The organism is Tenacibaculum bernardetii, from assembly GCF_029125915.1.
Taxonomy (GTDB): Bacteria; Bacteroidota; Bacteroidia; order Flavobacteriales; family Flavobacteriaceae; genus Polaribacter; species Polaribacter bernardetii.
Genome location: NZ_JAQJCU010000015.1, coordinates 20,979 through 34,501 on the forward strand (window position 1 = coordinate 20,979; position 13,523 = coordinate 34,501).

The 13,523-nt window shown below is 30.9% G+C and carries 12 protein-coding genes; 8 read left to right on the plus strand and 4 right to left on the minus strand.

What is annotated here, in order from left to right:
• Positions 1-7 precede the first annotated feature (7 nt).
• From P2G10_RS11275 to P2G10_RS11285, 3 genes are read left to right on the plus strand one after another with little or no spacing between them, the layout of a single operon-like run.
• Entirely contained in the window at positions 8-544 is a 537-nt protein-coding gene (locus P2G10_RS11275; RefSeq protein WP_275316663.1) for an FMN-binding protein, read from the plus strand.
• The gene (locus P2G10_RS11280; protein WP_275316664.1) at positions 545-1,048 is read left to right on the plus strand and encodes a hypothetical protein; all 504 of its coding nucleotides are present in this window, start codon (positions 545-547) and stop codon (positions 1,046-1,048) included.
• A gap of 35 nt (positions 1,049-1,083) precedes the next feature.
• Positions 1,084-1,665, plus strand: coding sequence for a methyltransferase domain-containing protein (locus tag P2G10_RS11285; protein ID WP_275316665.1), 582 nt, complete (start codon positions 1,084-1,086; stop codon positions 1,663-1,665).
• Between the two features lie 16 nt (positions 1,666-1,681).
• Here P2G10_RS11285 and P2G10_RS11290 read toward each other — a convergent pair whose 3' ends face one another.
• Entirely contained in the window at positions 1,682-2,680 is a 999-nt protein-coding gene (locus tag P2G10_RS11290) for a metal-dependent hydrolase (RefSeq protein ID WP_275316666.1), read from the minus strand.
• A 174-nt stretch (positions 2,681-2,854) separates the two neighbouring features.
• Between P2G10_RS11290 and guaB the strand changes: the two genes are divergently transcribed.
• From guaB to P2G10_RS11310, 4 genes are all read left to right on the plus strand, one after another.
• Positions 2,855-4,330, plus strand: a complete 1,476-nt coding sequence (gene guaB, locus P2G10_RS11295) for an IMP dehydrogenase (protein ID WP_218772659.1) — start codon at positions 2,855-2,857, stop codon at positions 4,328-4,330.
• A 113-nt stretch (positions 4,331-4,443) separates the two neighbouring features.
• Positions 4,444-6,303: a DNA topoisomerase IV subunit B gene (locus tag P2G10_RS11300; RefSeq protein ID WP_218772658.1), complete on the plus strand. Its 1,860-nt coding sequence runs from the start codon at positions 4,444-4,446 to the stop codon at positions 6,301-6,303.
• 240 nt (positions 6,304-6,543) lie between these two features.
• Entirely contained in the window at positions 6,544-9,258 is a 2,715-nt protein-coding gene (locus P2G10_RS11305) for a DNA gyrase/topoisomerase IV subunit A (protein WP_275316668.1), read from the plus strand.
• Positions 9,258-10,112 carry a mechanosensitive ion channel family protein gene (locus tag P2G10_RS11310; RefSeq protein ID WP_275316669.1) on the plus strand — a complete coding sequence of 285 codons (855 nt, stop codon included), beginning with the start codon at positions 9,258-9,260 and terminating at the stop codon, positions 10,110-10,112. Before P2G10_RS11305 ends, P2G10_RS11310 begins: the two co-directional genes overlap by 1 nt.
• An 11-nt stretch (positions 10,113-10,123) precedes the next feature.
• Here the strand turns inward: P2G10_RS11310 and P2G10_RS11315 are convergent, their stop codons facing one another.
• The 3 genes from P2G10_RS11315 to P2G10_RS11325 all read right to left on the minus strand — a co-directional run bounded on the left by P2G10_RS11315 (position 10,124) and on the right by P2G10_RS11325 (position 11,826).
• Positions 10,124-10,576, minus strand: a complete 453-nt coding sequence (locus tag P2G10_RS11315; RefSeq protein ID WP_275316670.1) for a hypothetical protein — start codon at positions 10,574-10,576, stop codon at positions 10,124-10,126.
• A 224-nt stretch (positions 10,577-10,800) separates the two neighbouring features.
• Positions 10,801-11,106: a DUF6787 family protein gene (locus P2G10_RS11320; protein WP_275316671.1), complete on the minus strand. Its 306-nt coding sequence runs from the start codon at positions 11,104-11,106 to the stop codon at positions 10,801-10,803.
• A 72-nt stretch (positions 11,107-11,178) separates the two neighbouring features.
• On the minus strand, positions 11,179-11,826 hold the full coding sequence (locus tag P2G10_RS11325) for a DUF937 domain-containing protein (RefSeq protein ID WP_275316672.1): 648 nt from the start codon (positions 11,824-11,826) through the stop codon (positions 11,179-11,181).
• A 122-nt stretch (positions 11,827-11,948) separates the two neighbouring features.
• On the opposite strand from P2G10_RS11325, the gene P2G10_RS11330 reads away from it, so the two are divergent.
• Entirely contained in the window at positions 11,949-13,274 is a 1,326-nt protein-coding gene (locus tag P2G10_RS11330) for a dicarboxylate/amino acid:cation symporter (RefSeq protein WP_275316673.1), read from the plus strand.
• The last annotated feature ends 249 nt before the right edge of the window (positions 13,275-13,523 follow it).

Here is a 13,523-nt window from a genome sequence, read left to right on the forward strand (position 1 = left end):
TTGCGGTATGAAAAATCGTTTTGTAGTACTTTTCTTATGTATCGTTACTTCTTTAGGGCTGTTGTCTTTTAGTATGCCTAAAAATTTACAGAAAAAAGTTGAAAAAGAAATTAAAAAAACATTTAATGTTGATGAGTTTTCGTTGAGTAAAGTTATTGTTCCAGAAGTAGTTAACAATAAGTTGAAAGGGAAAATTACCGAAGAAAACCTGCTAAAGATTACAATTGGTGATAAAGTTTTAGGATTTGCTTTTATTGATAAAGCACCAAGTAAAACTGATGAGTTTGACTATTTGGTTTTATTAGATAAGGAATTAATTGTAATAAAAACGAAGATATTAATATACCGCGAAGATTATGGTGGCGAAATAGGTAGTAAGCGTTGGTTAAAACAATTTATAGGTAAAACATCAAAAGATACTTTAAAATACGAAAAAGATATTATAGCAATATCAGGAGCAACAATTTCGGCTTCTTCAATGACAATTGCAGTTAATACTTTCCTTCAAAATTTAGAAATCCTTCATCAAAATAAAGTATTGTAAATGCAAATTCACGGTGTAATTCATCAATTTCCGAAAGAAATAAAATTATTAATACTAGCTTTTATATGCACTTTAAGTATTGGTTTTTTTGGCGGAATATCATTTGTTAGAGATACAACAAATTCTAATCCAACAGGAATAGAAGAACGTTATCTAGGAAACGAAGATGTTGAAGAGGCTACCACAATGAAGTTTAAAAAATCCGCAGGAGAAATAAAAACAACAGTACACAATCATATTTTATCGCTTTCGGTAATTTTCTTTTTATTGGCTGTAATTGTATCTACAACAAGTATCAATAAAAAATTAAAATTATTTTTAATGATTGAACCTTTTATATCAATCATTTGTACTTTCGGTGGTATTTATTTAATGTGGACAGGTATTACTTGGATGAAATATATTATTATGATTTCAGGTTTACTAATGACCCTTTCTTTCGGAACAGCAGTTTTAATGATTTTTAGTCAAATTATATCAAAAAAGAAGTTGACTTTAGAATAAAGTGTACCTTATTTCTAAAACAAGATATTCAATAAATGGATTTATCTGCAAATTTTTGGGGAAATAAATATAAGTCCAATAAAATTGGTTGGGATTTAGGTGCTATTTCTCCACCTTTAAAAGCTTATTTTGATCAACTAGAAAACAAAGAACTAAAAATTTTAATTCCTGGAGGAGGAAATTCTTATGAAGCAGAATATCTTTTTAACAACGGATTTAAAAATGTTTATGTAGTTGACATATCTAAAGAGCCTTTAGATAACCTGAAGAAAAGAGTTCCAAAATTTCCTTCATCACAATTAATTAATACTAATTTTTTTGATATAAATTTTACATTTGATTTGATAATCGAACAAACTTTTTTTTGTGCCATAGATCCGATTTTACGTGTGAAATATACTTTAAAAATGAATGATTTATTGAATGAAAACGGAAAGTTAGTTGGTTTGTTATTTGATGCAAAACTAAATGAAGATCATCCGCCTTTTGGTGGAAATAAACAAGAATATTTATCTTACTTTAAACCTTATTTTAAGATAACAAAAATGGAGTCTTGCTATAATTCGTATCATAATAGAAAAGGTATGGAGTTGTTTGTTATGCTTCACAAAAAGTAGTTTTTAAATATCATATTTAATTTCCTTTTAAACGTATCCATAATTCTGATAGTAATTTTTTCCCATCTCTTTTATCTTTAGGTTCTTCTTTTAAAAGAATATTACCTAAGCGATCTTCTATAATTTTATATTTAAAAACAAAGTTTTGAGAATTTGGCGCCAAACTTAAAAGTCCAAATCGTAAGTCATTATAATAAAGATTTTTATCCTTTTTTGTAATCGTATACCAACCTTCAGAAATAGCAATCATTTGTTTAATTTTTAAATTATCAGCTAGTTTTCCTAATAAATGATGATTTTTAGGATAAGAATTAAAAGTAATAGGTTGTGTATCAAAAAATGAGTAATTGGCTAATAGATAAGCATTTTCTGTTGCTACATTAGCGCTCCAAAGAACAGTATTCATTGGCGAAGGCCTAGTATCTAATTCTAAATAGGATATATTTTGATTTTTTAAAGCAGCTTCAAATTGATTGAAAGCCATCCATTTAAAAAAAAATGTAAGGACTAAATAAGAAGAGCTTACTACTAAACCAATGGTGTTATAAATGTAACGTTTTCTTGATGTTCTTTTTTGTCTTATAGCTAAAATTAAAAAGATTAAAAAAGGCATTGTGTAAAGCGGATCGATAACAAATATAGTTTTAAATGCTAGCCGAATATCAAAAGGCCAAAAAAACTGCGTTCCCCAAGTGGTGTGAGCATCTAAAATAGGGTGTGTAATAAAAGCCCAGAAAAAAACCCAAGACCAACCTTTAAAATTCTTGTATTTCTCATATCGAGAAACTAACCACCCAAAAATAGGAGCGAAGAGTATCGAAAATAGTATAGAATGTGTAAATCCACGATGAATAGAGAGTGCTGTAACTGTATCAGTAAAATAAGAAGCAAGCACGTCTAAATCAGGAATAGTTCCTGCTATGGCGCCATAAAACAAGGCCTTATTGCCAATTTTTTTTCCTAAAACAGCTTCGCCAACAGCGGCACCTAATATTATTTGAGTAAGTGAATCCATATAGCAACAAAAATAAGTTATGTTTATTATAAAATATGGAAAACTTTATTTAATCTAGTTGTATAATATAATTATAAACAAGTGATTTTTATTAACTTTAATTTAAAATTGAGTTGCCGTTATTTGTAGTATATTTGCATGTAATTAATTAATAACACACTAAATTAATTGCACATGCAAGCTCACGAATCAAAAATAGTAGGCGAAGGTTTAACGTACGATGACGTTTTATTAATACCAGCTTATTCAGAAATACTTCCAAGAGAAGTTTCTATTCAAACAAAATTCACAAAAAACATAACAATAAACGTTCCTATAGTTTCTGCAGCGATGGATACTGTTACCGAATCAGCTATGGCAATTGCTATGGCTAGAGAAGGAGGAATAGGTGTTTTACATAAAAATATGACTATCGAGCAACAAGCTCAAGAAGTTCGTAAGGTAAAACGTGCAGAAAGCGGAATGATTATCGATCCGGTTACGTTACCATTAACAGCCGTAGTTTTAGATGCTAAAATGTTAATGAAAGAACATAGTATTGGCGGAATTCCAGTTGTTGATGATAACGGAATTTTAAAAGGAATTGTTACCAACCGTGATTTACGTTTTGAGCATAAAAATGACAGAGCTATTGTTGAAGTAATGACCAAAGAAAATTTGGTTACCGCAGCAGTAGGAACTTCGTTAAAATCAGCAGAAAGCATTTTACAAGAAAATAAAATTGAAAAATTATTAATTGTAGATGATAATTATAAACTATCAGGGTTAATTACTTTTAGAGATATTACAAAAGTTACTCAAAAACCAATAGCAAATAAAGATACTTATGGACGTTTACGCGTTGCAGCTGCATTAGGTGTTACTGCAGATGCTGTTGATAGAGCAGAAGCTTTAGTAAAAGCAGGCGTAGATGCGGTAATTATAGATACAGCTCACGGACATACAAAAGGCGTGGTTACTGTTTTAAAAGAAGTAAAAGCAAAGTTTCCTGAACTAGATGTTATTGTAGGTAATATTGCAACGGCAGAGGCTGCTAAATATTTAGTTGAGGCAGGTGCTGATGCAGTAAAAGTAGGTATCGGTCCAGGTTCTATTTGTACAACCCGTGTAGTTGCAGGCGTAGGTTTTCCTCAGTTTTCTGCAGTATTAGAAGTTGCAGCAGCTATAAAAGGCTCTGGAGTTCCAGTAATTGCTGATGGAGGAATTCGCTATACAGGTGATATTCCTAAAGCAATTGCAGCAGGTGCAGATTGTGTAATGTTAGGATCTTTATTAGCAGGAACAAAAGAATCTCCAGGTGAAACCATCATTTATGAAGGACGTAAGTTCAAATCATATCGTGGAATGGGATCTGTTGAAGCAATGAAACAAGGTTCTAAAGATCGTTATTTTCAGGATGTAGAAGATGATATAAAAAAGTTAGTGCCAGAGGGTATTGTTGGTCGTGTACCTTATAAAGGAGATTTAGAAGAAAGTATTCATCAATTTGTTGGTGGTTTACGAGCAGGTATGGGATACTGTGGTTCTAATAATATAGAAACATTAAAAGATACAGGTAAGTTTGTACGTATTACTTCTAGCGGAATAAATGAAAGTCATCCACATGATGTAGCAATAACTAAAGAAGCGCCTAATTATAGTAGAAGATAATATTATTTAGAATCCATAAATATCAAACTCTGTTGAAAACTAATTCAACAGAGTTTTTTGTTTTTTAAAGAGTAAATACTACTTTAGCAAAGACTACAATTTCCTCAATTTATATGGCTCAAGAAACAAAATATACCGAAGATAATATACGCTCGCTCGATTGGAAAGAACACATTCGTATGCGACCGGGAATGTACATTGGTAAATTAGGAGATGGTTCTTCTGCTGATGACGGAATTTATATTTTGGTAAAAGAAGTTTTAGACAACTCTATTGACGAATATGTGATGGGAGCCGGTAAAACCATAGAAATTTCTATTCAAGGTAATAAAGTTATTGTAAGAGATTATGGTCGTGGTATTCCGTTAGGAAAGGTAGTTGACGTAGTTTCTAAAATGAATACGGGAGGAAAGTACGATTCTAAAGCATTTAAAAAATCGGTTGGTTTAAATGGTGTAGGTACAAAAGCCGTAAATGCACTGTCTTCGTTTTTTAGAGTAGAATCTTCAAGAGATGGTAAATCTGCAGCAGCAGAATTTTCACAAGGAAATTTAACCGATCAAGAGTTTTTAGAAGAAACCTCTCGCAGAAAAGGAACAAAAGTATCTTTTGTACCTGATGAAGCTATTTTTAAAAATTATAAGTTCAGAAACGAGTACGTTGCTAAAATGCTTAAAAACTATGTGTATTTAAACACAGGTTTAACGATTGTTTTTAACGGCGAAAAATATGTTTCAGAAAATGGATTGAAAGATTTATTAGAAGATAACAACAGTCAAGATGATATGTTGTATCCGATTATCCATTTAAAAGGAGATGATATAGAAGTTGCTATCACACACAGTAAAACGCAATATTCAGAAGAATACCATTCGTTTGTAAACGGACAGCATACTACGCAAGGAGGTACGCATCAAGCAGCATTTAGAGAAGCTATTGTTAAAACCATTCGTGAGTTTTATGGTAAGAATTTTGAAGCTTCGGATATTCGCAAGTCAATTATTTCGGCAATTGCCATTAAAGTGATGGAGCCTGTTTTTGAAAGTCAAACAAAAACAAAATTGGGTTCTACAGATATGGGAGGCGAATTGCCAACTGTAAGAACGTATATAAACGACTTTTTAAAAACGAAATTAGATAATTATTTACATAAAAATGTAGATACGGCTGATAAGCTCCAACGTAAAATTATACAAGCAGAAAAAGAACGTAAAGAGTTATCAGGAATACGAAAATTAGCTAAAGACAGAGCAAAAAAATCAAGTTTACATAATAAGAAATTACGTGACTGTAGAGTGCATTTAGGTGATATTAAAAAGGATAATTATTTAGAGTCTACGCTGTTCATTACCGAGGGAGATTCAGCATCTGGATCTATTACAAAATCTAGAAACGTAAATACGCAAGCCGTTTTTAGTTTAAAAGGGAAGCCTTTAAATTCATACGGATTGAGTAAGAAGATTGTATATGAGAATGAAGAGTTTAATTTACTACAAGCAGCTTTAAATATAGAAGACGGTTTACAAGATTTACGTTACAACAATATTGTAATTGCAACTGATGCCGATGTTGATGGTATGCACATTCGTTTATTATTAATCACGTTTTTTTTACAATTTTTCCCTGAAGTAATAAAAGAAGGTCATTTATATATATTAGAAACTCCGTTGTTTAGAGTTCGTAATAAAAAAGATACTTATTACTGTTATTCAGAAGAAGAAAAGCGAGAAGCAATAGAGAAGTTAAGAGGAAAACCAGAAATAACTCGATTTAAAGGATTAGGGGAAATTTCACCAAACGAATTTGTTCATTTTATTGGTGATGATATTCGTTTAGATCCTGTTATGTTAGATAAAGAAATGTCGATAGAGCAAATGCTAGAATTTTATATGGGGAAGAACACTCCAGACAGGCAAAAATTTATCATCGAGAATTTAAAAGTTGAATTAGATGTTGTTGAGGAAGAAGTTTAATAACTAAGTTTTAAGTGTTTTATAATAGTAATAATGAATAAAGAAAGAAGAGCAAGAATATATCTAATTATAGCTTTTACCATCTTTTTTATCAATTTGTTAAATGTTGATTTTGATAACTTAAGCTGGGAGATTAATAGCAAGCATTATATAAATATGTTAGTAGCATCAGTAGTTTTTGCTATCATTTTTATCCTCAATAAAAAAAACAATAACTCTTAAAAGAATACCCATTGTTCAATGAGTGAAGAAAATAATAATTACGAGCACGACGAAGAGCTGAATCAACCAATAGAAAATACAGAAACGATAACGAAAGTTACCGGAATGTATAAAGAATGGTTTTTAGATTATGCTTCGTATGTAATTTTAGAAAGAGCTGTTCCGTCGCTTGAAGACGGATTAAAACCAGTACAGCGTAGAATAATGCATTCTATGAAAGACTTAGATGATGGGCGTTATAATAAAGTAGCAAACATTGTTGGGCATACCATGCAGTACCATCCACACGGAGATGCTTCTATAGCAGATGCGATGGTGCAAATTGGTCAGAAAGAGTTATTGATTGATATGCAAGGAAACTGGGGTAATATTTTAACAGGAGACCGCGCAGCGGCTTCTCGTTATATAGAAGCTCGTTTATCGAAATTCGCTTTAGATGTTGTTTTTAATCCGAAAACAACAGAATGGAAAATGTCGTATGATGGTAGAAGAAAAGAACCTATAGATTTACCAGTAAAGTTTCCTTTACTATTAGCACAAGGAGCAGAGGGAATTGCAGTTGGTTTATCAACAAAAATATTACCACATAATTTTAATGAATTGATTGATGCTTCAATCAAATATTTAAAAGGAAGAAGTTTTACAATTGTTCCCGATTTTTTAACAGGGGGAATTGCAGATTTTACTAATTATAACGATGGGGTACGAGGAGGAAAAGTTAGAGTAAGAGCAAAAATATCTCAATTAGATAAAAAGACCTTAGTGATTTCCGAAATTCCGTTTGCAACGACTACTACAACTTTAATCGATAGTATTTTAAAAGCAAATGAAAAAGGGAAAATAAAGATTAAGAAAATTGAAGATAATACTGCTGCCAATGTAGAAATTTTAGTGCATTTACCAACAGGAATATCACCAGATAAAACCATAGACGCTTTATACGCATTTACGAATTGTGAAAATTCAATTTCACCACTATCTTGTACTATTGAAGATAACAAACCTGTATTTGTTGGGGTTTCTGAAATGCTAAAACACTCTACAGATTTAACAGTAAATTTACTTAAGCGTGAATTAGAAATTCAGTTAAACGAATTGCAAGAGCAATGGCATTTTGCATCGTTAGAACGAATTTTTATTGAAAATAGAATTTACCGTGATATTGAAGAAGTAGAAACTTGGCAAGGTGTAATTGAGGCAATTGATAAAGGTTTACAGCCTCATATAAAACATTTAAAAAGGGCAATAACAGAAGAAGATATTGTTCGTTTAACGGAAATCAGAATTAAGAAAATCTCTAAATTTGATATTGACAAAGCCAAACAGCATATAGAAAGTTTAGAGGAGAAAATAGCTGAAGTAAAGAATTACTTAGATAATTTAATAGAGTTTGCTATTAACTACTTTAAAAACCTAAAAACAAAATACGGTAAAGGTCGTGAGCGTAAAACTGAAATCAGAATTTTTGATGATATCATCGCTACGAAAGTAGTAATGCGAAATACAAAACTTTATGTAAATAGAGAGGAAGGTTTTGTTGGTACTTCACTTAAAAAAGATGAATACGTTACAGAATGTGCCGATATTGATGATATAATTATCTTTAAAAGCGATGGTAAAATGATTGTTACCAAAGTGGCAGCTAAAACTTTTGTAGGTAAAGATATTATTCACATTGCAATCTTTAAAAAGAAAGACAAGCGTACGGTTTATAACATGATGTATAAAGATGGTGCAAAAGGACCGAGTTATATGAAACGTTTTAACGTAACAAGTGTAACGCGCGATAAAGAATATGATTTAACAGCAGGGAATAAAGGTTCAAAAATGTTATACTTTTCAGCAAATCCTAATGGTGAAGCTGAGGTTGTTACTATAAATCTTCGAGCAGTTGGTAGTATAAAAAAATTAAAATGGGATATAGATTTCTCTGACTTAGCAATAAAAGGTAGAGCAGTTCGTGGTAATCAAATAACTAAATTTGCTATTAGAAAAATTGATTTTAAATCAGCAGGAGTATCTACTTTAAAACCACGAAAAATATGGTTTGATGATGCTGTACAGCGTTTAAATGTTGATGATAGAGGGGAGTTATTAGGAGAGTTTAGAGCAGAAGATAAAATTTTAATAGCAACACAATCAGGTAAAATAAAAGCGGTATCTCCAGAGCTAACAATGCATTTTGAAAATGACATGATTGTGTTAGAAAAATGGAAACCTAACAAACCTATTTCAGCTATTTATTTCGATGGAGAAAAAGAGCGTTATTATGTTAAGCGTTTTTTAATTGATACTACTGATAAAGAAGAATTATTTATATCAGAAACAGAAAAATCGAAATTAGAAATTGTTTCTACAGATTATCGCCCAATGGCTGAGGTATTATTCTCTAAGCGTAGTTTGGATAAGATTGATATAAATTTTGAAGATTTTATAGCCGTAAAAGGTATTAAGGCACAAGGAAATCAATTAACAACAGATAAAATACGTACGGTTAACTTATTAGATTCATTACCATACGAAGAGCCTGAAGAAGAAAAAGTTGAAGATATTGAAGTAAACGAAGAGGAAGAGATAACTGAAGAAAGTTTACCTCTTGATATCGAAGAAATAGCGCCAAAAGAGTTTGTAAACTCTAAAGAAGATAAAGCAAAAAAAGCATTAGAAAGAGCGCTTCAAAAAAAGAAAAAGCAAACTGAAGAAGACGATGATAGTCAAACAGCATTATTTTAATGGATAAGTTATTTAAATATCATTTTAACTTAGATTCTTTTTTTGGAATTTTAGGGTATGTATTAATAGTTGTTTTTGTTGCTTGGGTATTGTCTAGAATTGTACGTTATATTATTGTTCAGATAATAAAACGTAGAAAAATAGATCGTTATGGGAAAACAAGTATTTTGTTTTTGCGTAATTCGGTAAAGTTTTTTCTAGGGCTTTTCGGTATCATATATATTATTATGACCGTACCAGCTTTTAGAAGTAAAGCTACTTTAATTTTTTCGGGAGCAGGTATATTAGCTGCAATTATAGGTTTTGCTGCTCAAGCCGCCTTATCAAACTTAATAGCAGGTGCATTTATTGTTGTTTTTAAACCTTTTCGTGTTGGAGATTATATTAGACTAGATGATACTAGGGTTGGTATTGTTGAAGATATTACGTTGCGACATACGGTAATTAATAATTTTGAAAATAAGCGATTAATTATACCGAATTCTGTAATAAGTACCGATTCAGTTTTAAACCATACGATTGAAGATTCGCATGTATTAAGTTTTAATAATTTTAAACTAGGTTTAAAGGCAGATATCGATTTAGCGAGAAGAATTATACAAGAAGAAGCGATTAAACTTCCTACAGTAATTGATTTTAGAACGCCACATCAGGTAATTATTAATACAGATCAAGTAGATGTTCGAGTAATTGATGTGTATACAGATCATATACATTTAAGGGCTTATGTTTGGTTAAATGAACCGTTTCAAGAATTTAAAACCAAATGCGCTTTAAAAGAAGCAGTTCATAAACGATTTTTAGCTGAAGGTGTAGCTTTGCCGATACCTATTTATAAAGTAGTAAAGGTATAATGAGTTTTTAGTTATCTTTTTACTACGTATTTATATTTTTCAAATTTTTTAGGTAGCTCATTTGTAATCGTTAGCCTGTTAGATGTAATGTTAGGTTTAATTTTTATGATTTTTGTGTTTTCGTTAATTTTCACATCATGTATGCTTTTCATTTTAAGAACATCAATATGTAAAGCCTTAAAGGTATAATCTCCTTTTTTTAGGTTAATTATAACATATTCTTTAGGTCTAATCTGCCCTAATGCTTTATCGTTTATCCAAACATTTAATCTGGCAGTGTTATCTATTTTATGTAAAATATCTGCGCCGTTATAAATTAATACTGTTCCGTTACCTAATTTATCAAGCGTTACTTTATTTAAACCTGTTTCTACAAAAGTATATTGAGAAGTTATTGGTTTTAAAGCACATGAGTTTAACAATGAAGTTATTAAGAATAGAATTATATATTTATAAGTTTTCATAGATTATTTTTTAGTGATTCTAATTTAAATAAATATTAAGTGTTTTTTTGATAAAAAAGACTGCCAGAACTTTTAATATTAACTTATGATATGAACTATAAACATACAAAAAAAGTAATAAAAAGAATAGTATGAATACCTGTAGCTTTAAGTGTGATTAATTTAAAATAAATATTAGAAATAAAATAAAGAAGTATAATTTTTATTCTTAATCGAAATAAGGATTATTTTTTAAAAAGAAACCCTAAGCCTAAACGACTTAAAAACTTCTTTTCAAAAGCCCAAAAGAATTTAAATTGCCCAAATAACCAACCTACTAAAGGCAATGTAGTTTGGTAAACAGGAAAAATAAGTAGAATACGTAAAGGCCAATACAACCAAGGCGAAGTAGTTTCAGGAGAAAGTCCAAAAAAGGCAGTAATAGGTTTTGCAACCCATGAGGCAAACGAACCGTTAATAGAAAACACAATTAATACAGCTATTACATCCCAAGTAGTATTTAAACCCCAACGTTGTTTCAATTTTTCCATGGCGGCAAAAGTAATTAAAAGAAAAAGGGCAAACAAATGTTTACCCTTTTTGATATTATATAAATGTAAAATTTATTTTTTTCCAAAAATACCACCTAATAATCCTCCAAGTAATCCTCCATCAGATTTTTTTTGATCGGCACCGCCTAAAACCATACCAGCAATATCATCAACAATACTACCATCACCATCTGCATCTAAAATTTGCTCTAAAAAACTTTGCTCTTTATCAGCAGAGCTACCACCAAGCAACCCACCTAATAACCCACCTAAATCACTTGATTTGTTTACATTATCTTGACGAGATTGTTTACCTAAAACTCCCATTAAAATTGGCGCGGCTGTTTTTAAGATATTAGCAACAGACCCTGCATCTATTCCAGCTTTTTGCCCAATGATTTTTTCTACACCTTGTTGTTTGTTTCCTAAAACGTGTTTTAAAATATTACCTCCATCTTGCAAAACATCAGCATTTACACCGCCATTAAATAAACCGCCTAAATTATCCAAAATACTACCGTCGTGTTTATTTAAAGCACCCATTAATCCTTCAGCTCCTTGTTGGGTTGCAGTATTGCGTTGCATTGCTTTCATTAAAACAGGTAAAGCCATAGTTAAAACACTGCTTGTTTTGTTAGTGTCTTGCCCTGTAGAACCTGCCACTCCTGATATAATTGATTTACCTAAGTCGCTGTTTAATAAGTCTAAAATTCCTGCCATTTTAATGTTGTTATAAGGTTTGTAATTAGTTATTGGTAATTATGACACAAGTTACGTATTTATGGTCACATTTTTTAAATATTTATTTTATCTTACAGCCTTTAAAAATTTAAATCAATTAGATGAAAAAACTGGCGTTACATTGGAAAATTTTAATAGGAATGGTTCTAGGAATCTTATTCGGATTTTTAGCATTGCAATTTGGCTGGAATAGTTTTATAGAGGACTGGATAAAACCATTAGGAACTATTTTTGTGAAATTATTAAAATTAATAGCTGTACCGTTAATTGTAGCTTCATTAATTAAAGGAATTTCAGATTTAAAAGATATTTCTAAATTTAAAAGTATTGGTGTAAGAACTATGCTTATATATATTGGTACTACTGTAGTTGCAATTACAATTGGTTTGGTATTGGTAAATGTGATTCAGCCAGGAGACGGAATATCTCCAGAAACAGTAGATAAGCTAACAAATACGTACGCAAAAAGTTCTGGAGTAACAGCTAAAATAACCGAAGCAACAAGGCAACAAAGTAGCGGTCCTTTACAGTTTGTAGTAGATATGGTACCAGATAACGCAGTCAGTGCGATGAGTAATAATAAAGCAATGTTACAAGTAATATTCTTTACTATTTTCTTAGGAATATCAATGTTATTAATAGGTGAAAAGAAAGCAAAACCTTTAAAGAATTTTTTCGATTCATTAAACGAAGCTATTTTAAAAATGGTAGACCTTATAATGTTAATTTCTCCGTTTGCTGTTTTTGCTTTATTGGCAAATGTTGTGGTTACTTCTGGTGATCCTGATATTTTACTTGCTTTATTAAAATATGCCGGAGTTGTAGTTTTAGGCTTATTGTTAATGATTGTTTTCTATTCAGTTTTAGTAAGTGTTTATACAAAGAAAAATCCTTTTTGGGTTTTAAAACAATTAAGTCCAGCGCAATTATTAGCTTTTTCTACAAGTTCGAGTGCGGCAACGTTACCCGTTACGATGGAGCGTGTTGAGGAACATATTGGTGTAGATAAAGAAGTATCTAGTTTTGTGTTGCCAGTAGGTGCAACTATAAATATGGACGGAACAAGTTTATACCAAGCAGTAGCGGCAGTATTTGTAATGCAAGTTTTATGGCCAGAAGGTTTAGGCTTTGCAAATCAAATGGCAATTGTTTTAACGGCTTTGTTAGCATCTATAGGTAGCGCGGCTGTTCCTGGGGCTGGAATGGTAATGTTGGTTATTGTGTTAGAATCTATTGGTTTCCCTAAAGATTTGTATCCGGTGGCTTTAGCATTAATTTTTGCTGTAGACAGACCATTAGATATGTTACGTACTACTATTAATGTTACAGGTGATGCAACTGTTTCTATGGTTGTTGCAAAATCTGTAGGTAAATTACACGATCCTAAACCTAAAAATTGGGACGATAATTATGATGATGTAAAATAAAAAATGAATGTTATTTTTGAGTTAAAAAAGACTTTTGTAATGTCAGTTCGAGTGATTTTTGATAAAAAAATAGTATCGAGAACTAATTTAGAAGTAACAGCTTTAATTCTCGATATAAGTTTTGCTCATTTCAATCGTAAAACTCACTCGAATTGACAAAAAAATCACCAAAAGTGAACAATAGAATAAAAACATCAATGTGTAATTTAGCATTGATGTTTTTTTAGGTTTAAAAGGAAGACTTTAAAT

Bases quoted from the DNA above. Each gene is read 5' to 3' on its own strand.
- P2G10_RS11290 (WP_275316666.1), bottom strand. From the start codon at position 2,680: ATGGATTCACTTACTCAAATAATATTAGGTGCCGCTGTTGGCGAAGCT.
- guaB (WP_218772659.1), top strand. From the start codon at position 2,855: ATGCAAGCTCACGAATCAAAAATAGTAGGCGAAGGTTTAACGTACGAT.
- P2G10_RS11320 (WP_275316671.1), bottom strand. From the start codon at position 11,106: ATGGAAAAATTGAAACAACGTTGGGGTTTAAATACTACTTGGGATGTA.
- P2G10_RS11275 (WP_275316663.1), top strand. From the start codon at position 8: ATGAAAAATCGTTTTGTAGTACTTTTCTTATGTATCGTTACTTCTTTA.
- P2G10_RS11310 (WP_275316669.1), top strand. From the start codon at position 9,258: ATGGATAAGTTATTTAAATATCATTTTAACTTAGATTCTTTTTTTGGA.
- P2G10_RS11325 (WP_275316672.1), bottom strand. From the start codon at position 11,826: ATGGCAGGAATTTTAGACTTATTAAACAGCGACTTAGGTAAATCAATT.
- P2G10_RS11330 (WP_275316673.1), top strand. From the start codon at position 11,949: ATGAAAAAACTGGCGTTACATTGGAAAATTTTAATAGGAATGGTTCTA.
- P2G10_RS11280 (WP_275316664.1), top strand. From the start codon at position 545: ATGCAAATTCACGGTGTAATTCATCAATTTCCGAAAGAAATAAAATTA.
- P2G10_RS11315 (WP_275316670.1), bottom strand. From the start codon at position 10,576: ATGAAAACTTATAAATATATAATTCTATTCTTAATAACTTCATTGTTA.
- P2G10_RS11285 (WP_275316665.1), top strand. From the start codon at position 1,084: ATGGATTTATCTGCAAATTTTTGGGGAAATAAATATAAGTCCAATAAA.
- P2G10_RS11305 (WP_275316668.1), top strand. From the start codon at position 6,544: ATGAGTGAAGAAAATAATAATTACGAGCACGACGAAGAGCTGAATCAA.
- P2G10_RS11300 (WP_218772658.1), top strand. From the start codon at position 4,444: ATGGCTCAAGAAACAAAATATACCGAAGATAATATACGCTCGCTCGAT.